The organism is Streptomyces sp. NPDC092045, from assembly GCF_044756005.1.
In the GTDB taxonomy this organism is placed as follows: domain Bacteria; phylum Actinomycetota; class Actinomycetes; order Streptomycetales; family Streptomycetaceae; genus Streptomyces.
Window position 1 is genome coordinate 263,269 of record NZ_JBIVSC010000003.1, and the last position, 18,967, is coordinate 282,235.

Here is an 18,967-nt window from a genome sequence, read left to right on the forward strand (position 1 = left end):
CGGGTGACTCCGGCCGGCCGTCGGGTGCCGTCACAGCAGGCCGAGTTCCCTGGCCCGTCGCACGGCCTCGCCGCGCCGGGTCACCGCGAGTTTGCGGTAGATGTGCCTCAAGTGGGTCTTGACCGTGTTGACGGACAGGAAGAGGGTGGCGGCGATCTCCTCCGTCGACATCATCTGCGCCAGCCGGACGAGGACCTCGTGTTCGCGGGCGCTGAGCGGCTCGGGCGCAGGGCCCGAGCCGCCGCCGCCCGGCGTCTGCGCCCCCGGAACCGGACCGGCCGGAAGCCGGTCGTGCCCCCGCCCCGGCACGGGCGGGCGGCCGAGCAGGTCCGGGATCCGGATCCCGGCCTCCAGGAAGGGGCGTCTCAGGCGCTCGGGCCGTGCGACGGCCAGAGCGCGCGCGACGAGGCGCCGGGCCGCGGCCCCGTCTCCAAGCGTGCGGGCGGTCTCCGCCCGCACCAGCAGGGCGCGGACCGTGAGGGCCGGGCCATGGCCGTCGAGGGCGGGCAGCGCGGCGGCGAGCGCACGCGCCGCTTCGTCGTCGCCCGCCGCCAGCAGGGCCCGGGCCGTGGCGATCGCGTGTTCCGGTCCCGCTCCCCGCGCTCCGGCCAGTGCCTCGACCGCTGCCCCCGGACGTCCGCGGGCCATGTGCGCGGCCGCCGCCGCCAGCGCCACCTGGGCGTCCATCCACGGCGAGGGCGTCGCGGCGGCCGGCGCCTCCCGGAGGTCGTCGAGAACGCGGAGGGCCTCGGCCGCGCGGCCCGCGGCGGACAGCAGCCTCGACCGCGTGACGGCCGACCAGGAGGCGACGAGCGGATCGTGGGGGCGGGGCGGTCCCGGGGTCGTCCGGTCGAGGTGCGCCCGGGCGGAGGCGAGGTCGTCGCGTTCGACGTCGACGGCCGCCCGCACCAGCTGCCCGAGAGGGCTGCGCGCCGAGGGCTCCAGGCCGAACCGCTCCGCCTCCGCGATCGTCTGCCGCGCGCGGGCCTCCGCCCGGCCCGGCCATCCGTCCAGGAAGTCGATCAGGGCGAGTCCGCCCAGGGCGTCGTGCCGGGGAAGGGCCGTCGAGGGCGTGTCGGGCGCCTCCGCCGCGGCGGTCAGCCCCGCTCGGGCCGCGTCGAGGTCGCCCGCCCACAGCCGTGTCGCTCCCAGAGCGGCGGAACTCAGCGCGCGGACCTCGGGGCGGGCCCGCAGTCGCTCCGTGAGCACCTCCCGCTCCTCCAGTCGCTCCACCGACCGGGCGGCGGCCTCGGCCGTTTCCGGCGAGCCGAGCATCCGGCCGGCCAGTACCCGCAGCAGTGCACCGCTCAGGCGGGCGGCCGACGGCGACTCCTCGCCGACGGGGGCCGGGTGCGCCTCGGCGCGGTCCAGGTGCGCGAGGCACCGGTCGACGTCGTACCGGGCCAGTGCGCGGGCGGCGCGGACCAGGTCGGCGGCGGGCCCCGGCGTGTCCGGTGGCATCCCGGCGAACAGCTCGCCGAGGCGGTCGGCGTCCAGGCCCGTGACGAGCCGCCCGATCGCCAGGTCGTCGACCAGCCGGTCCGCCGCGAACTCCCAGTCCCCCGCGCGGGCCGCGTGCGGCAGGGCCTCCATGAGCAGTCCGGCGTCGCTCAGCCAGCGGGCGGCCGAGCCGTGCAGTTCGCCTTCGAGGCCCGGGTGCCGGGTGTTCAGGTGGGCGCGCAGGATCTCGGCGAACAGGGGGTGCAGCCGGTACCACGCGTGACCGACGGGCTCGACGAACGCGTTCGCGCGCCACAGCTCCGCGAGCATCGGGGCGGCGTCGTCCCGCCCGGTGAGGGCGTTCGCCAGGCCGGGGTGGACGCGCTCGCAGACGCTGGCCCTCAGCAGCAGGTCCTGGTTCCCGGCGGACTGGGCGTCGAGGACCTCGGACAGGAGGAAGTCCGCGATCGCGCTCCGCCCCGTCTCGAACTCCTTCAGGAAGCTCTCCGGGTCCTCCGCCCGCTGGGCCGCGAGGACGCACAGCCGTAGCCCCGCGGCCCATCCGCCCGTGCGTTCCGTCAGCGTGCGCGCGCCCTCGTCCGACAGGGACAGGCCGTGGCGGCGCGCCAGGTCGGCCGTCTCCCGGGGCCGGAACGCCAGGTCGGCGTCGCGGATCTCGGCCACCTGCCCGGCGGCCCGGTACCGGTGGAGGGGAAGCAGGGGGTCGGTGCGACCGACGAGGACCAGGCGCAGCCCCGCGCCCGCGTGGTGCAGTACGAACCGCAGTTCTTCGGCCACATCCGGCGAGGAGACCCGCTCGAACTCGTCGAGGACGAGGATCACCGGCTCGGTCAGGTCGTTCAGGTGCGCCGCGAGCCGGGACAGCAGCGAGAGGTCGACCTCGCCGGGGCGGGCGGGCCGGCCGACGGCGCCGGGCAGGGCGAGCCCGTGGTGGCAGAGGGCCCCCAGGACGTAGGACCAGAAGACCCCGGGGGCGTTGTCCCCGGCCTCGACCGTCAGCCACGCCGCGGGCCCCGGCAGCGGCCGCGTGCCGAACCAGTCGGCGGCCAGCAGGGTCTTGCCCGCCCCCGCCGGCCCGTTGACCAGCACCAGGGGCTCCGGACCGGTCAGGGCACGGGTGAGGCTCTCTGCCAGGCGAGGCCTGCGGAGGAAGGTCTCGGGCAGGCGGGGAACGGCGAACCGGGCGGCGAGGAGGGGGTCGCCGCCCGGTGTGGCGGTCCCGGCGGTGCCTTCGCGGCCAGGGCCGCGGAACGTGTGGGGCATGACACCCACCACGGTGGCAGAACCGACCGGGGAGTCAAATCGGACATGACTGCCGTGCGGGTCCGTGGCGGCGTCGGCGGGCTCGGCGACCCGGCGGGGCGGCGGGGCGGCGGGTGCGGGCCTCCTCGGCGGGTTCCGGGGCCACCGGGCCTTGTCGGGAGAGGAGCGGAGAGGTCGGCGAACGGACGCCGCGGCCGGTGGAGGGGCCGGGCCGACCGTTCGCCGACCGGGGCGGCGACGGGACGCGCGGGCCGGTCGGCGGGAGGGACGACGGGCCGCGCGACCGGGGGTCAGCGCATCGATGAAGCGGATCGGAGGGTCACGGGTGGAGGGTCACGGGGCGGAGGTCTTCCCGCCGGCTCCGATCGCCGCCCCGGCCGGGACGGCTTCCGGTGCTTCGACGCCCCGGGTGGTCACCAGGCGGGCGCTCCCCTCGGCGAGGGCGTAGCCCAGGCCGACGACGGCGACCTCCCCGGCCGCGACCTGCTCGGAGAGCAGACGGGACCGGTCGAGCAGCAGGTCCACGGTGTGGCGGATGTGCTCGTCGATCACGTCGCTGTCCGACGTCAGGCCGGCGGTGCGCGCGGCCAGGATGCTCGGCGTGACGCGTTCCACGATGTCGCGGACGAAGCCGCCCGCCGCGAACCCGTCCTCGACCGCCGCACGGGCGGCGGCGACCGCACCGCACGAGTCGTGCCCGAGCACGACGACGAGGCGGGCGCCGAGGACGCTGGTGGCGTATTCGATGCTTCCCAGCACCTCGGAGCCGAGCACGTGTCCCGCGGTCCGCACCATGAACAGGTCCCCGAGGCCCTGGTCGAAGATGATCTCGGCGGCGAGACGCGAATCGGAGCAGCCGAGAACGACGGCGAACGGATCTTGCCCCGGGGCCAGCTCCGCACGGCGGGCCGCGTCCTGGTTGGGATGCTCGGGCGCGCCCGAGACGAAACGCTTGTTGCCGGCCAGGAGGGCGTCGAGAGCGACGGAAGGAGAAGTTCTAGGCATGGCATCACCTTACGGCCCGGCGTCTGCGGGCCGGGGCAGGACGGCGCGGGACGTGCGCCCGGCTTCACCGCGGAGGGGGCCGGCTCCGGCGGGCCGCGGCACGCGGCGCGTGGTCGTGCCGCTCGGCGCCCCGTCGCGAGGCCGGTCCCGCCCGGCCGTCGCCCCGTGCGGGGCGAGAGGACTTCCGCGAGCCGTCCGGGTCCTTCCGGGCCCCGGCCCGGGGCCGTAGGACGGGGCGACGCCGTGGCGTGTGTGCCGGACGACGGCATGATGGCGATCACGACCGCCCCCTCGGCGGGGATCGAGCCGGTGGAGACCGGGGTGTACCGGGGATTCGGAGCCGCGCGGCCGCCGGATGGCGCGTCCGGTGTTCTCGGGAGCGGTCCGCCCGTCCGGCTACGCCAGCGGGCCGTCCCCGGCCGTGATGGGGGCGGGCAGCTCGCCGGAACCCCTCAGATAGCGGTCCGCCGAGGCCGCCGCGGAACGGCCCTCCGCCAGGGCCCAGACCACCAGGGACTGTCCGCGCCCCGCGTCGCCCGCCACGAAGACCCCCTCCGGAACCGGAGCCGTGTCCGCCGTCCGCGCCGCGAAGTCGGCGGCGCGGGCGAAGTTGCCCCGGTCGTCGGGGACGAGCCCGAGCGCCGCCGCGAGGGGCGTGCCGTGTGCGGGACCGCGGAACCCCAGGGCGAGCAGGACCAGTTGGGCGGGCAGCGTCCGCTCGGTTCCCGGACGCGGAGTCCGGTCCGAGGGGTCCACCTCCGTGAGGCACACCGCCTCGACCCGGCCAGCCGCGTCGTGCTCGAACCACAGGGCGGCCGTGCCGAAGACCCTCGGGTCGTCGCCGTCCCGGTCGCGGGCCTCCTCGTGGGCGTGGGAGACGCGGTGGATCCTCGGGTGGACCAGGGGCCACGGCTCGCTCTCCCGCCGGGCCGCGCCCGCCATCGGGTTGATGTCCACGTGCACCACGGACGCGGCGCCCTGGCGCAGGGCGGTGCCGAGGCAGTCCGTGCCGGTGTCGCCCCCTCCGATGATCACCACGTGCCTGCCCTCGGCCGTCACGGCCGGCCGCGCGCGGTCGCCCTCGGCCGCCCGGTTCGCCGCCGTCAGGTACTCCATGGCCTGGTGAACGCCCGTCGATTCCCTTCCCGGCACGCCCAGTTCGCGGGGTTCCGTCGCCCCGACGGCCACGATCACCGCGTCGTGCGCGTTCCTCATCGCGGTCGCGTCCAGATCGGTGCCGACGTCGACCCCGGTGCGGAACAGCGTGCCCTCCTCCCGCATCTGCGCGACGCGCCGGTCCAGCCACCGCTTCTCCAGCTTGAAGGCGGGGATGCCGTAGCGCAGCAGTCCGCCGACGCGGTCGGCCCGTTCGAAGACCGTGACGCGGTGGCCGGCCCGGGTGAGCTGCTGCGCCGCCGCCAGTCCCGCGGGGCCCGAGCCCACCACCGCGACCGACCGTCCCGTCAGCCGCTCCGGGGGGTGGGCGCGGACGTGGCCCCGCGCCCAGGCCTCGTCGGCGATGGCCTGCTCGACGTTCTTGATGGTCACCGGCTCCCCCGCGAGCGCCAGGACGCAGGCGTCCTCGCAGGGCGCCGGACAGACGCGCCCGGTGAACTCGGGGAAGTTGTCGGTCGCGTGCAGCCGTTCCGAGGCGGTGCGCCAGTCGCCGTGGGCCGCGTACGCGTTCCACTCGGGTATGAGGTTTCCCAGGGGGCAGCCCCCGTGGCAGAACGGGACGCCGCAGTCCATGCAGCGGCGGGCCTGCCCGGAGACGAGCGGCAGCAGGGCCTGGCCGGCGTACACCTCGTCCCAGTCGCCGAGGCGCTCCCCGGAGGGCCGCGCGGGGACGGGCCTGCGGGGTGTGGTGAGGAAGCCGAAGGGGTCGGTCATGCCGCCCTCCGCAACGCTGCTCGGGGATCCGGCGGAGTCCTCCCAGCGTACGTCCGCGGCGCGGGGCCGTCCGGGGCGCGGGACAGTCCGGGGCGCGGGGCCGTCCGGGAAGCGCGGCGACCTTCCCGACGTGTCGACGGGGGGCGTCCACCGGCGTCCGGCGATCAGGGGCCTGAGCGCGCTCCTCGACGACGGTGAAGCGCCTCTCGCCGTCCCGTCCCCGTGCCCGGGAACCGCCCTTCCGGCTCCGCGCCGCCCGTTCCCGCCGCGCCATCGCCCGGATCGTCACCGTGGCCACGGACATCGGCGTCGACAAGTACCCGCTGAAGCCCTCCCCGCTGCGGCCGGAGTTCCGCCGCGGGATGCTCCACGCGGTCGATCCGGTCGGCGTCGTCTCCTTCGCCGCCGCCTCGGGCCTGTCCATCGCCCTGTGCTTCCACGCCCTCGGCGGCGCCCTCCAGCCGTACTCCCCCGTCACCCCGGCCGCCATCGCCTCCGTCCCCACCCCGCCCGTGGCGATCGTCACCGGGGGCGGGCACCGACTGCGCCGCCCACGACGCCGTCGTCACTCCCGGCCGGCGGGACGCAGTTCGCGCCGGAGGGCGGACAGGGCGAACGCGTGTGCGGAGGTGTGCTGCCAGCGGGACCGTCCGAACATCACGTCCTCGGAGAGCCCGCTCAGCATGGCCACGGCCCGGACGGTGAACTCGGGGAGGTCCACCTCGGCGAAGTGCCCCGAGTCCCGGCCCTCGCGGAGGATGGCCTCCAGCCGTTCGTCCCACCCGTCCAGCAGCTCGGTGAGGATCCGCCGGCCCGCTTCGTCGTGGCGCTGGGCCAGGACCTGCGTCCACAGCGCGTAGCGTTCGTCGCCCCGGTGGCGGGGCAGGTAGAAGCGGACGAACAGGTCCAGCCTCTCGTCGGGGGACGCGGCCCGGTCGGCGGCCTCCCCGAACCGGGTCCAGAGGTCCGCCTGGCTCCACGCGAGGACTTCGAGCAGGAGCCGGTCCTTCCTGCCGAAGTGGTAGAGGATGTGCCCGGTGCTCATGCCGGCCCGCGCGGCGATGTCCGCCATGCGCACGGCCGCCGCGCCCTTCTCGGCGATGACGCCGATGGCGGCCCGCATGGCCCGCTCCCGCGCGTCGTCCCCGCTGGGCTGACGCCTCCTGTCGATCGGGATCCGGGCGGCGGGCCGCGGGGCGGCCCCGGTCCCGCCGTCCGCCGATCCGGCCGCGCCGTTCGACGGGGGGAGGCGGTCGGGCGACGCGGGCCCGGTCTCTGACGTCGGCATGAGCTCACTCCCGGTTCCGGAAATTCGGCTCCCAAGTGTAGGTTCCGGCCATCTAGACTTTTACTCTAGACTAAAAATCTAGGGAGATCGGCAGAGGTACGCCGACCGGCTCCGTACGCGGCCGCCCCGACGGCCGGCGGCCCGCCCGTCCCGCCCACCACCCAGGAGACACCCTCATGACGCGCGGATTCGATGTCGTGGAAGCCCGTATCGCCGACCTGCGCACGGCGCTGGAGGAGGGGGAGACGACCGCGGTGGAGCTGCTCGACGCCCACCTCGCGCGGATCGAGGCGTACGACCGGCCCGGTACGGCCACCGCGCTGAACGCGATGGTCGTGATGAACCCGCACGCCCGGGCCGAAGCGGAGGCGTCCGACGCCCGCCGCGCCCGCGGCGGGACGCTGGGCCCGCTGGACGGCATCCCGTACACCGCCAAGAACAGCTACCTCGTCAAGGGGCTCACGGCCGCGTGCGGCTCTCCGGCCTTCGAGCACCTCGTGGCCCAGCACGACGCCTTCGCCGTCGAGCGGCTGCGCGCGGGCGGCGCGATCCTCATCGGCCTGACCAACATGCCGCCGATGGCCAACGGCGGCATGCAGCGCGGCGTGTACGGCCGCGCGGAGAGCCCCTACAGCGCCGACTGGCTCACCAGCGCCTACGGCTCCGGCTCCTCCAACGGCTCCGGCACGGCGACGGCGGCCTGCTTCGGCGCGTTCGGCCTCGGCGAGGAGACCTGGTCCTCGGGCCGCGCCCCCGCCTCGAACAACGCGCTGTGCGCCTACACCCCCAGCCGGGGCGTGATCTCGGTCCGCGGCAACTGGCCGCTCGTACCGACCATGGACGTCGTGGTCCCGCACACCCGCACCATGGCCGACCTGCTCGAACTGCTCGACGTCGTCGTCGCCGACGACCCGCACACGCGCGGTGACCTGTGGCGCGCGCAGCCGTGGGTGGCGCTGCCCCCGGCGTCACGGGTGCGCCCCGCCTCCTACCCGGCCCTCGCGCCCGCCGACGCCGGGGCCGCGTCCGCCGCGCTCGCCGGCAAGCGCTTCGGCGTGCCCCGGATGTACGTCAACGCCGACCCCGACGCCGGGACGAACCCCGACGGAGGCATCGGCGGCCAGACCGGGCAGCGCATCGACACCCGCCCCTCGGTGATCGCCCTGTGGGAAGCCGCCCGCCGCGACCTGGAGGCCGCCGGGGCCGAGGTGGTCGAGGTCGACTTCCCCGTCGTGTCGAACTACGAGTCCGACCGCCCCGGAGCGCCCTCGCTGCTCACCCGCGGGCTGGTCGACCGCGCGTACCTGACCTTCGAGATCGAGGACCTGTCCGCCTGGGCCTGGGACGACTTCCTGCGCGCCAACGGCGACCCGGCGCTCTCCACCCTGGCCGACGTCGACGGGGACCTCATCTGGCCCGCGCGGGAGGGCGAACTGCCCGACCGGTACGAGGGCTTCGAGGACACGATCGGCGAGTACCCCCGCTTCGTGCGCGAGCGCCCGTACGCGTCCCTCACCGACATGCCCCTCCTGGAGCGGGGGCTGCGCGGCCTGGAGGAGACGCGGCGCGTCGACCTGGAACTGTGGATGGACGGACTGGGCCTGGACGCGGTGGTCTTCCCCGCGGTGGCCGACGTGGGCCCCGCCGACATGGACGTCGACGCGGCGTCCGCCGACCTCGGCTGGCGCAACGGCGTCTGGGTCGCCAACGGCAACCTGGTCCCCCGCCACCTCGGCATCCCGACCGTGACCGTGCCCATGGGCACCATGCGGGACATCGGCATGCCCGTCGGTCTGACCTTCGCGGGCCGCGCCTACGACGACAACGCCCTGCTGTCCCTCGCGGCGGCGTTCGAGAAGACCGGCGACCGCCGCACGCCGCCGCCGCGCACGCCGCGCCTGTAGGCGGAGCGATCCGCCCGGAGGGCCTCCGGACGGATCGCGACCGCCGGCGACGGGACGGGACGGTGTCGCGGGAGAAGGCGTTGCGCGCGTGCGCCGCGTGGCGCGGGTCCGTACCGCGTGGCGCGGGCGTCGTCCGGGCGCGGGCCCGGAGCGTGGGAGCGGTGGGCCCGGTGCGCGGCCCCCTCCCCCCGGGGAGCCGCGCACCGGGCGTCCCGCCGCCGGCGGCGTGGTCAGGTACGCAGCCAGACGGCGGTGTCCGGGGGGAGGGTGCCGTCCACCGGCAGCTCGTCGCTGGCCAGCAGGACGTCGGCGTGCGGCGGGAGGGGCACGGGGCGGTCGGAGAGGTTGACGGCGCAGAGGAGGTTCTCGGCCCGCGCGAAGGTCAGGACTCCGTCCGGCGACGGCAGCCATTCCAGGGGGCCGTCGCCGAATCCGGGCTCGCCGCGGCGCAGCCGCAGCGCCGTGCGGTAGAGGCTGAGCATCGAGCCGGGGTCGGCGGCCTGCCGGTCGACGGCGTAGCGGGCCCAGTCGGCGGGCTGCGGCAGCCACGGTTCCGTACCGGCGTCGGTGCCGAAGCCGTACGCGGGGGCGTCGGCCTCCCACGGCAGGGGGACGCGGCAGCCGTCGCGGCCCGGGTCGGTGCCGCCGGAGCGGGCGTGCATGGGGTCCTGGATGCGGTCGCGGGGGACGTCGGCCTCGGGAAGGCCGAGTTCCTCGCCCTGGTACAGGTAGACCGAGCCGGGCAGGGCGAGGGTGAGCAGGGCGGCGGCGCGGGCCCGGCGGGTGCCGAGGTCCGGGTCGGAGGGGGTGCCGAAGCGCTTCTTGGCGAAGTCGAAGCCGGTGTCCTCGCGGCCGTAGCGGGTGACCGTCCGGGTGACGTCGTGGTTGCAGAGGACCCAGGTGGCGGGGGCGTGGACGGGGGCGTGTTCGGCGAGGGTGTCGTCGATGGTGCGGCGCAGCCGGTCCGGGTCCCAGGGGCAGGCGAGGAAGTTGAAGTTGAAGGCGGTGTGCAGTTCGTCGGGCCGCAGGTAGCGGGCGAAGCGCTCGGCGTCGGGCAGCCAGACCTCGCCGACGAAGACGCCGCCGTACTCGTCGGCGATGGCCCGCCAGGAGCGGTAGACGTCGTGGATCTCGTCGAGGTCGATGTACGGGTGGGGGTCGACGCCCTCGGTGAAGTCCCGGAGGTCGGGGTCCTTGGTGAGGAGGGCGGCCGAGTCGATCCGCACGCCGGCGACGCCGCGCGCGAACCAGAAGCGCAGGACGTCCTCGTGCTCGCGGCGGACGTCGGGGTGGGCCCAGTTGAGGTCGGGCTGTTCCGGGGTGAAGAGGTGGAGGTACCACTCGCCGTCGGGGACCCGGGTCCAGGTGTTCCCGGAGAACTGCGAGGGCCAGTCGTTGGGCGGGAGTTCGCCGTGCTCGCCGCGTCCCGGGCGGAAGTGGAAGCGTTCCCGCTCGGGGCTGCCGGGGCCGGCGGCGAGGGCCTCCCGGAACCAGGCGTGCCGGTCGGAGACGTGGTTGGGCACGATGTCGACGATGACGCGCAGGCCGAGTCCGGCCGCTTCGGCGATGAGCTTCTCGGCCTCGTCGAGGGTGCCGAAGGCCGGGTCGATGGCCCGGTAGTCGGCGACGTCGTAGCCGCCGTCCACCATCGGGGAGGCGTACCAGGGGGTGAACCAGACGGCGTCGACGCCGAGTTCGGCGAGGTGGGGCAGTCTCGCCCGGACGCCCGCGAGGTCCCCGGTGCCGTCGCCGTCGCCGTCGGCGAAGCTGCGTGGGTACACCTGGTAGATGACGGCGTCGCGCCACCAGTCGTCGGTGCGGGGCGGTTGAGGGGCTGCCACGGGACGTTCCTTTCGGGCAGGGCGGTTCTTCGCCGCCGGCCCCGGTGGCGGGGCGGCGAACGGGCCGGCGGCGAAGGCTTATGGGGTGGTGGCCCGGGGGCCGGGCGGGGCGGGGCCGGTCAGCCCTTGAGGCCGCCGGCGGTGAGGCCGCTCATGATGTTCCGCTGGAAGACCAGGAAGATCAGCAGCGTGGGGAGGGAGGCGATGGTGAGCGCGGCGATCAGGACGTTCACCGGGACGCCGTTGGAGAGCGAGTAGATCCCCACGTTGAGGGTCTGCTTCGACGGGTCGGGCAGGGTGAGCATCGGCCAGAGGAAGTCCTTCCAGACCCCGACGACCGCGAAGATCGACACCACGCCGAGGATGGGCCGGGAGATCGGCAGCACGATCGACCACAGCACCCGCGTGGGCGAGGCGCCGTCCATCGAGGCCGCGTCGAGCAGCTCCTTGGGGATGGAGTCGAAGAACCGCTTGAGCAGGAAGATGTTGAAGGCGTTCGTGACGGCCGGGAGCCAGATCGCCCACGGCGTGTTCAGCAGGTTGCGCTCGACGACCGGTACGTCGAGCACGGTCAGGTACTGCGGGACGACGAGGACGGTCGCCGGGATCATCAGCGTGGCGAGCATCATGCCGAGGATCGCCTTGCCGAACACGGGCCGCAGCTTCGACAGCGAGTAGGCGGCCGCCACGTCGAGGACCAGTTGGAAGGCGAGGGCGCCGAAGGCGTAGTAGAGGGTGTTGAAGAGGAGGGTGGAGAGGTCCATGACCTCCCAGGCCCGTGAGTAGTTCTCCGGCTCGAAGGTGTTCGGGACCAGGGTGGGCGGGGTCTGGATGACCTCCTGGGCGTCCTTGAAGCCGCTGGACACGAGCCAGTAGAGGGGGCCGAGGAAGACCAGGGTGAACAGGAGGACGACGGCGGTGAGGACGGTCCGGTAGAGGATCTTGCCCCGGGGCCTGGCGAGGACGGCCGGCGAGATGAGCGTGCGTGTGGACATGGCTGGGTCTCCGGTCCTATTCGTCCTCGGCGCGGCTGAGCCTGACGTACACGGCCGAGAATCCGGCGAGCAGTACGAGCAGGAGCAGGCCGAGCGCCGCCGCGGCACCGTAGTCGTTGAAGTTGAAGGCGTACTGGTAGATGAGGTGGACGACCGTGGTGGTCGAGCCCTCGGGGCCGGCGCCGCCGGTGAGCAGGAACGGCTCCACGAAGACCTGCATCGTGGCGATGACCTGCATGAGCGCCATGAGCGAGAGGATGAGCCGGGTCTGCGGGATGGTGACGTGCCAGATCTTGCGCAGCAGTCCGGCGCCGTCGAGCTCGGCGGCCTCGTACAGCTCGCCGGGGATGGACTGGAGCGAGGCGAGGTAGATCAGGGTCGCGCCGCCCATGTTCATCCAGGTCGAGGCGACGACGACGGCGAGCATCGAGAGGTCCGGGTCCTGGAGCCACTGCTGTTCGGGCAGGCCGATCGAGGTGAACAGCTCGTTGAGGAGGCCGTAGCCGGGGTCGTAGAGGTACTTGAAGAGCAGGACCGAGGCGACGGGCGGCAGCATCACCGGCAGGTAGACGAGCAGCCGGAGGTAGCCCTGGGCGTGGTGGAACTCGTTGATGACCACCGCGACGAGGAACGGCACCGCGAACCCGAGGAGCAGGGCGAGGGCGGTGAACAGGGCGGTGTTGCCCCAGGCCTGCCAGAAGGCCGGGTCGTTGACGACCGTCACCAGGTTGTCGAGGCCGACCCAGGTGGTGCGGCCGTTCTCCGTCTTCTGGAACGCGAGGAGGAACTCCCGGACCATCGGGTACCAGGAGAAGACGCCGAAGCAGAGGACCGCGCCGACGAGGAAGCCGTGGGCGGTCAGGTTGCGCCGCAGGGCGCGGGCGAAGCCGCCGGGGGCGGGCGGGGGCGCCGTCTCGCGCGGCGGGGCCGGGCGGGCGGGATCCGCCTTGGTCCGGGTCGGGCTGGGGGCCGACATGGTCGCTCCTTGGTGCTGTCTGCCGGTTCTGGTGCCCGATCGGGCGGGCGGGTGGTGCGGGGCGGCGGCCGGCCGGTCCCGCTGGGCGGGGGCGGGCGTGCGCCCGCCCCGCGCCCGACCGGTCACTGGTGGGCGAGGACCTGGTTGACCTGCGTCTCCGCGGTCGAGAGGAGCTTGTCGATGTCGGCGTCCTTGTTGGTGAGGATGCCGGACATGACGTTGTCGAGGACCTTGTAGACCTCCTGGGCCTTCGGGGGCTCGGCCTTGCCGGCGACCGGGTTGTCCATGAAGGTCTTGAAGTTGGCGACCGGCATGGTGGCGTGCTCCACGCGGGCGGCGTCGTCCCGGGTCTTGGATTCGTTCAGCCAGAAGTTGGGCTGCGGGATGCCGACGGGCAGCTCGTCGGCCTTGGTGCGGGCCCAGTCGAACTGGCCCTTGCCGACGGTGAGGTTCTTGAAGTTGAGCCAGGCGATCGCGGCCTTGATCTTGTCGCCGGAGATGCCCTTCTTGATCATGTAGTTGTTGCCGCCGGCGAGCGTGTTCTTGCCGCCGGGGATCGGTCCCATGCCGAAGTTCTCGTACTGGGCGCCGAGTTGCTGGACCATGTAGGCGATGTCGTCGGGCGCGGCGAGGAACATGCCGAGCTTGTCGGTGGCGATCTGCTTCTGGAGGTCGCCCCACTGGAGGAGCTGGGTCTTGCCCATGGAGTCGTCCTCCCAGCGCATGGCGTGGAGGTTCTTCGCGACCTGCCTGCCGAGGTCGTCGTTGAAGGCGGCCTTCCTGCCGCTCGCGTCGACGACGTCGCCGCCGACGCTGTACATCTGGGCGGTGAAGTGCCAGCCGCCGGTGTTGCCCGCGCTGTACTCGCCGAAGCCGGCGGTCCCGTTGCCGAGGCCGGCGATCTTCTTGGCGGCGGCGCGGACCTCGTCCCAGGTGCGCGGCGGGGCGTCGGGGTCGAGCCCGGCGTCCTTGAAGAGCTTGCGGTTGATCAGCAGGCCCATGGTGTAGTTGCTGGTGGGCAGGCCGTACAGCTTGCCGTCGTTCTTGAGCGAGCCGAGGACGCCGGGGTCGATGTCCTTGAGGAGCGGCACGGTCTTGTCGTTGACGTACGCGCTGATGTCGGCGGCGCCGTCGTTGTCGAGGACCTGCGGCAGGTCGGTGAAGTACGTGTAGAACACGTCCGGTTGCGACTTGGCCTTGAGCATCGCGGTGAAGCGCGGGGGCTCCAGGCACTGACCGGGGGTGGAGCGGCCCTCGATGGTGACGTTCGGGTACGTCTTGTTGAACTCGGCGACGTCCTCCTTCCACTCCTTGAGCTCGGCCGCCTTCGCCGTGGGCGGCATGCAGTCGATCGTGAGCGTGACCTTCGTCCTGGGGTCCAGCGGCGCCGTCGGGTCGGACGAGCCGTTCTGCTGGGATCCGTCGTTGCTGTCGTCGCTGCTGCTGCTCGTGCCGCAGGCCGCGAGCGCGGTCAGCGACAGGGCGGAGACGAGGGTGATCGCGGCGGCACGACGGCTGCGGCGGAACCGGGCACTTCTCATGAGTGGACCCCTTCGGGCATGGATGAGGAAAGCGATGCGTGAACGGGAGGTCTCCCCACCGCCGGTGACGTTGCGGGGGTGCGGCACACTCAACCACCACCAACAAGTGAACGCAATATCTCGCGCTGATTTCGCAATTGTGCGACAGTAGAGCGTAATCGAAACGTGACCGGCATGTACCTGGTCGACAGGACCGCGGCTCGCACGGAGGCGCGCCGGGGCCCCGGCGGCCCGTGCCGGCCGCGGGAGCGCGTCGGGGCGCGCCGGGGCGCCGCGGCCGGTCCGGGCCCCGGACGAGGGCCCGGACCGGCCGCGGTCACCCGCGGGAGACGTCCGCGGGAGGGCGGATCACGGGTTGATGTCGATCTTGAAGGTGGAGGTGTTGTTGCGGATGTCGACGGCGTTGCCGTTCATCCGCAGCCCGTTGAAGGTCACCTCGCCGACGGCGGGACCCTGCCCCGACTCGGGCATCTCGTTGGCCCAGAGGCCGAAGCCGGACTTGGCGTCCCAGGCGTCGCCGCTCTTGCGGGCCCCGGTGACGGAGATGTCCGTGAGGACGGTGTCCTTGATCGGGAACTGCGGCTGTCCGCCCACGTAGTTGGTCTGGAACATGATGCCGCTGTAGGTGGGGTCGACGATGTCGACGTGGTTGACCCTGATCCCCTGGAAGACCTTGGAGGCGGAGAAGAGCCAGATGCCGGGGAAGGTCTGGTTGCCCCAGAAGTGGCCGCCCGCCCGGACCACCGAGATGTTCTCGAAGGTCGTGGGCTCGGTGCCGAAGCCGTTCATGGCGTAACCGAAGTCGAGCGAGGAGATGGTGACGCCGGAATAGACCAGGGTGTCGGCGATGTGGATGTTGCGGAAGGTGTTGCTGTAGCCGCCGTAGACGGCGAGGCCCGCGGCCCGCCAGGTGAGCGTGCTGGTGAGGTTCTCGTAGACGTTGTTCTTCATGTCGGCGCCGCCGGCGTCGATCGCGGAGAACAGCGCGAAGCTGTCGTCTCCGGTGGCCCGGGCGTCGTTGTTGACGACGTGGTTGTCCGTGGAGCCGTTGGTCATGTTGACGCCGTCGGCGAACATGTTGCGGATCCGGGAGTTCCTGATCGTGATCCGGTCCGCGTTGGCGCCCCAGTAGAGGCACACCATGTGCTCGTTCCAGATGTCGTCGATCACGATGTCGGTGACGTTCGCGAAGTCGAACACCTTGCCCGGGCCGTCGATCCGCGAGGTGTAGTTGCCGAAGTAGGCGAAGCCCTTGAAGAGCGAGCCCTTCGCCGCCGCCTCGGCGCGGAAGCCGACGTCGGTGTTGTCCTGGGTCGAGGGCGCGTGGAACTTCGTGTACCAGGGCCCGGCGCCGACCACCTGGACCGCCTTGCCGTACACCTGGAACTTGCTGGACGTCTGGTAGTCGCCCGGCGGCAGGTAGACGCCGGTGAGCCTGCCGGTGGTGTCCATGCGGACCCTGTCCAGGGCGTTCTGCACGTCCTGGTGGGTGAAGCCGGCCGGGACGGTGTACGCCGCCGGGTCCGGGTTCGCGACCGGGGCGACCTGCTCCAGGTCGACGAAGTCGATCGCGTAGTACGCGGCGCCGTTGGCGGCGTCCTTCTGGAGCCGGATCCTGCTGCCGGCCGGGACGGTCTCGCCGAGGAGCAGGTGCGCCTCGTCGTAGACGTGGCGCGGGCCTCCGGAGCCCGGAGAGTTGCCGGGCGCGATCTCGGAACCGTACAGCCAGGCGTACTTCGAGGTCAGCGGGAGCGCCTTCTTGAAGACGCCGTCGACGTAGACGTTGATCGTGGAGTCGATGCCGCCGCCGCCCGGGGCGTCCGGGATGGAGAAGCGGGTGACCAGGGTGTTGGTGGCGGCGCGGGTGGTGAACTCGACGTACTCGCCGGTCGCGTCCAGGTGGGCGGCCCTGCGGCCGGAGGCCTCGCCCGCGAGGTCGCCGACGGTGCGGTTGGGCCCGACGACGGTGGCGCCGCCGCCGACGGTGCCGTCCTCCGCCTCGTACGTGGTGTACGGCATGTTGGCGCCGCGCCCGACGAAGAGCGGCTGGGAGGCGGTGTTGTTGGCGCCCTTGACCGGCAGTTCGCCGGCGTCGTCGGCGAGGACCGTCCGCACGGTGTACGAGCCGTTGACGGCGGTCCACGGGCCGAGGGTCACCACGGTCGAGGCACCGGCGGCGAGGCTGCCGCCGTACGAGCCGGTCAGGGTCTTGACCGTGGCGCCCTGCTTGTCGAGCAGGTTCAGGGTGACGGCGTGGCCGCCCGCCGAGGTGGCCTCGTTGCCCTGGTTCCGCACGGTCGCCCGGAAGGAGACGGCGTCACCGGCGGACGGGCTGGACGGGGTGGTCGTGACCGAGGCGGTGACCACGTCGGGGCTGGTGACCGGCTTGACCACGAGCGGGGTGGGGCTGGTGAGGGTGTTGTTGGACTCGTTCTGCTCGACGACCGCGTTCGCCTCGTCCGCGACCGCGCTCAGCTCGTACGAGCCGGCCTCCCGCGCGCCGATGGAGGCGCTGACGGTGGTCTGCGCCCCGGCGGCGAGGGCGCCGACCTGGGCGGTGGCGACCTTGGTGCCGCCCAGGCGCAGCGCGACGGCGCTGGCCGGAGCGGCGGCCGGGCCGCTGTTGCGGACGGTGGCGCTCACCGTGATCCGGTCCGACTCGACCGGGGCGGCCGGCGTGGTGGTCAGGCCGGTCACCTCCAGGTCCGGGTTGGGCGCGGGCACGCCGATCACCTGGAACTCGGCGAGCTGGCCCGCCGAGGAGCCGGTGTTGGCGGTGAACCTGAGCTGGACGTCGGCGACGCGGGCGGTGACCGGGACGGTCACGGTGTTCCCGCCGGCCGGGTCGAAGGCGTAGCTCTTCGCGGCGACCAGGCTGGTGAAGCCCGGGGCGCTCTGCTCGCGCCCGAGGACCTCGACGGTCTGGTTGCGCGCGGCCCAGGCGGTGGCCGGGTCGAGCTTCAGGACGAGCCGGTCGAGGTCGGCGTTGGAGCCGAGCCCGACGGTGAGGGTGTTGGGGTAGCTGCCGCCCGCGCCCTCCCAGTAGGTGCCGGTGTCGTTGTCGTTGGCGTTCGCCGCGACGAAGCCGTGGACCGTCGAGGAGGCGCTGATCGGCTTGCCGACGGCCAGGTTGGAGCCCGTGGAGCCGCTGCCGTTGCGGGTGACGGTGTTGCTGTTGACCGACTGGTTGCCCGCCGCGTCCTTGGCCCGCACGTGGTAGGTCACCGTCTGGTGGGCCGGACGGCTGTCCGTGTACGTGGTGACGTTCCCCGCCACGCTCGTCAGGAGCGTGTTGTTCGCGTACACGTCGTACCCCGTGACACCGGTGTTGTCGGAGGAGGCGCCCCAGGCCAGCCTCACCTGCCCGGAGGTCGCTTCCGTGAACGCCAGGTTCGCCGGGGCCGTCGGCGCCTGCGTGTCCCCGGTGTCGCCCTGCCGGGTGACGGCGTTGCTGTTGGCGGACTGGTTGCCGGCCGCGTCCTTGGCCCGCACGTGGTAGGTCACCGTCTGGTGGGCCGGACGGCTGTCCGTGTACGTGGTGACGTTCCCCGCCACGCTCGTCAGGAGCGTGTTGTTCGCGTAGATGTCGTACCCGGTGACGGCGGTGTTGTCCGTGGCGGCGGTCCAGGTCAGCCTCACCTGGCCGGTCGCGGGCTCGGTGAACGCCAGGTTCGCCGGGGCCGTCGGCGCCTGCGTGTCCCCGGTGCCCGGGCCGTAGACCTCCAGCTCGGACAGTTGGGCGGCCGGCTGCACGGTGTTCGCCGTGACCAGGACCCGGACGTACCGGGTGGTGGTCGCGCCGAACGGGATCGTCACGGTGTTCCGGGCGGACGGCGCGAACTCGTACGCCTTCGACGCGGTGAGGTCGGTGAAGTCCGTGCCGTTGTCGCTGCCCTGGATCTTCAGGGTCTGGCTGCGCGCGCCCCAGTTGTCGGGCAGGCGCAGGACGACGCGGTCGACGCGGACGGAGGAGCCGAGGTCGGCCCGGAGCCACTGGGGCAGCTCGTTGTTCCGGCTCTCCCAGTAGGTCGCCTTGTCGCCGTCGTTGGCGTTGCCCGCCGCGTACACCTCGGTGTGGCTGCTGGCGGTCAGGGCCCTGCCCGCGGCGAGGTTCGCCGAGGTGCTGTCGGCTCCGTGCACCTCCAGCTCGGACAGCTGGGCGGCCCGCCAGCCGGTGTTGGCGGTGATGTCGACGCGCACGAATCGGGCCTGGGCGGCCGGGAAGCCCACCGTGACGGTGTTGCCGGAGCCCGGGCTGAAGGTGTAGGTGGCCGAGCTCTTCAGGGTGGAGAAGCTGGTGCCGTCGGCGCTGCCCTGGACGGACAGCGTCTGGTTGCGGCTCTCCCAGCCCGCCGGGAGCTTCAGGACGACCTCGTCGATGCGGGTGCTCGTGCCGAGGTCGGTCTGCACCCACTGCGGCAGGCCCGACCCGGAGCTCTGCCAGTACGTGCCCTGGTTGCCGTCGGTGACGTTCGCGGCGCCGTACTCCGGCAGCGCGCTGGCGGCCGCCGCGGGATCGCCCAGCGCGATGTTGGGGCCTCCGGCGGCCTGGGCGGCCATGAGGGGACCCCCCAGCGCCAGGAGGCTCGTCGCGATCACGGCGCTCGTGCCCCGTGATCTCCAGCTGTGCAGTTTCATCTGTCCTCGATCTCGGCCCCGCAGGCGATGGCTGCGTGGCGCGGCTCGTCGGGTGGGACTCCGGCTCGCACATGTCGTCAATTTGCTGCGAGCGGTCAGAGAGTTGCAGAGAATTGCCAACGCGTCTACATCTCGCGACGGCGGGCTTCTCCCGGTCCGCCGTGG

At 73.2% G+C, this 18,967-nt stretch carries 10 protein-coding genes and 1 pseudogene; 2 read left to right on the plus strand and 9 right to left on the minus strand.

Annotated features, from left to right (window positions below):
* Positions 1-30: 30 nt before the first annotated feature.
* The 3 genes from ACIQKA_RS11335 to ACIQKA_RS11345 all read right to left on the minus strand — a co-directional run bounded on the left by ACIQKA_RS11335 (position 31) and on the right by ACIQKA_RS11345 (position 5,619).
* The gene (locus tag ACIQKA_RS11335) at positions 31-2,724 is read right to left on the minus strand and encodes a LuxR C-terminal-related transcriptional regulator (RefSeq protein WP_391094005.1); all 2,694 of its coding nucleotides are present in this window, start codon (positions 2,722-2,724) and stop codon (positions 31-33) included.
* Positions 2,725-3,057: 333 nt separating this feature from the next.
* A complete protein-coding gene (locus ACIQKA_RS11340; protein ID WP_383154864.1) occupies positions 3,058-3,729 on the minus strand; it encodes a carbonic anhydrase in 672 nt (223 codons plus the stop codon).
* Positions 3,730-4,125: 396 nt separating this feature from the next.
* Positions 4,126-5,619: a glutamate synthase small subunit gene (locus ACIQKA_RS11345; RefSeq protein ID WP_391094006.1), complete on the minus strand. Its 1,494-nt coding sequence runs from the start codon at positions 5,617-5,619 to the stop codon at positions 4,126-4,128.
* 260 nt (positions 5,620-5,879) lie between these two features.
* Here ACIQKA_RS11345 and ACIQKA_RS11350 point away from each other — a divergent pair.
* A pseudogene (locus tag ACIQKA_RS11350) lies at positions 5,880-6,170 on the plus strand (allantoin permease); the annotation flags it as partial.
* Between the two features lie 14 nt (positions 6,171-6,184).
* Here the strand turns inward: ACIQKA_RS11350 and ACIQKA_RS11355 are convergent.
* On the minus strand, positions 6,185-6,907 hold the full coding sequence (locus tag ACIQKA_RS11355) for a TetR/AcrR family transcriptional regulator (RefSeq protein ID WP_402540740.1): 723 nt from the start codon (positions 6,905-6,907) through the stop codon (positions 6,185-6,187).
* Between the two features lie 176 nt (positions 6,908-7,083).
* On the opposite strand from ACIQKA_RS11355, the gene ACIQKA_RS11360 reads away from it, so the two are divergent.
* On the plus strand, positions 7,084-8,811 hold the full coding sequence (locus ACIQKA_RS11360) for an amidase (protein WP_383446241.1): 1,728 nt from the start codon (positions 7,084-7,086) through the stop codon (positions 8,809-8,811).
* Between the two features lie 230 nt (positions 8,812-9,041).
* Here ACIQKA_RS11360 and ACIQKA_RS11365 read toward each other — a convergent pair whose 3' ends face one another.
* The 5 genes from ACIQKA_RS11365 to ACIQKA_RS11385 all read right to left on the minus strand — a co-directional run bounded on the left by ACIQKA_RS11365 (position 9,042) and on the right by ACIQKA_RS11385 (position 18,802).
* Positions 9,042-10,652: a glycoside hydrolase family 13 protein gene (locus ACIQKA_RS11365; protein ID WP_402540741.1), complete on the minus strand. Its 1,611-nt coding sequence runs from the start codon at positions 10,650-10,652 to the stop codon at positions 9,042-9,044.
* Between the two features lie 119 nt (positions 10,653-10,771).
* Entirely contained in the window at positions 10,772-11,647 is an 876-nt protein-coding gene (locus ACIQKA_RS11370; RefSeq protein WP_383154879.1) for a carbohydrate ABC transporter permease, read from the minus strand.
* Positions 11,648-11,663: 16 nt separating this feature from the next.
* Complete coding sequence (locus ACIQKA_RS11375) at positions 11,664-12,623, minus strand: carbohydrate ABC transporter permease (protein ID WP_383154881.1); 960 nt, start codon at positions 12,621-12,623, stop codon at positions 11,664-11,666.
* A 122-nt stretch (positions 12,624-12,745) separates the two neighbouring features.
* Complete coding sequence (locus ACIQKA_RS11380; RefSeq protein ID WP_402540742.1) at positions 12,746-14,164, minus strand: extracellular solute-binding protein; 1,419 nt, start codon at positions 14,162-14,164, stop codon at positions 12,746-12,748.
* A gap of 348 nt (positions 14,165-14,512) precedes the next feature.
* Complete coding sequence (locus tag ACIQKA_RS11385; protein WP_402540743.1) at positions 14,513-18,802, minus strand: discoidin domain-containing protein; 4,290 nt, start codon at positions 18,800-18,802, stop codon at positions 14,513-14,515.
* Positions 18,803-18,967: the final 165 nt, after the last annotated feature.

Coding starts and splice junctions, on each gene's coding strand:
- ACIQKA_RS11360 (WP_383446241.1), top strand. CDS start 7,084: ATGACGCGCGGATTCGATGTCGTGGAAGCCCGTATCGCCGACCTGCGC.
- ACIQKA_RS11370 (WP_383154879.1), bottom strand. CDS start 11,647: ATGTCCACACGCACGCTCATCTCGCCGGCCGTCCTCGCCAGGCCCCGG.
- ACIQKA_RS11385 (WP_402540743.1), bottom strand. CDS start 18,802: ATGAAACTGCACAGCTGGAGATCACGGGGCACGAGCGCCGTGATCGCG.
- ACIQKA_RS11375 (WP_383154881.1), bottom strand. CDS start 12,623: ATGTCGGCCCCCAGCCCGACCCGGACCAAGGCGGATCCCGCCCGCCCG.
- ACIQKA_RS11380 (WP_402540742.1), bottom strand. CDS start 14,164: ATGAGAAGTGCCCGGTTCCGCCGCAGCCGTCGTGCCGCCGCGATCACC.
- ACIQKA_RS11355 (WP_402540740.1), bottom strand. CDS start 6,907: ATGCCGACGTCAGAGACCGGGCCCGCGTCGCCCGACCGCCTCCCCCCG.
- ACIQKA_RS11345 (WP_391094006.1), bottom strand. CDS start 5,619: ATGACCGACCCCTTCGGCTTCCTCACCACACCCCGCAGGCCCGTCCCC.
- ACIQKA_RS11340 (WP_383154864.1), bottom strand. CDS start 3,729: ATGCCTAGAACTTCTCCTTCCGTCGCTCTCGACGCCCTCCTGGCCGGC.
- ACIQKA_RS11335 (WP_391094005.1), bottom strand. CDS start 2,724: ATGCCCCACACGTTCCGCGGCCCTGGCCGCGAAGGCACCGCCGGGACC.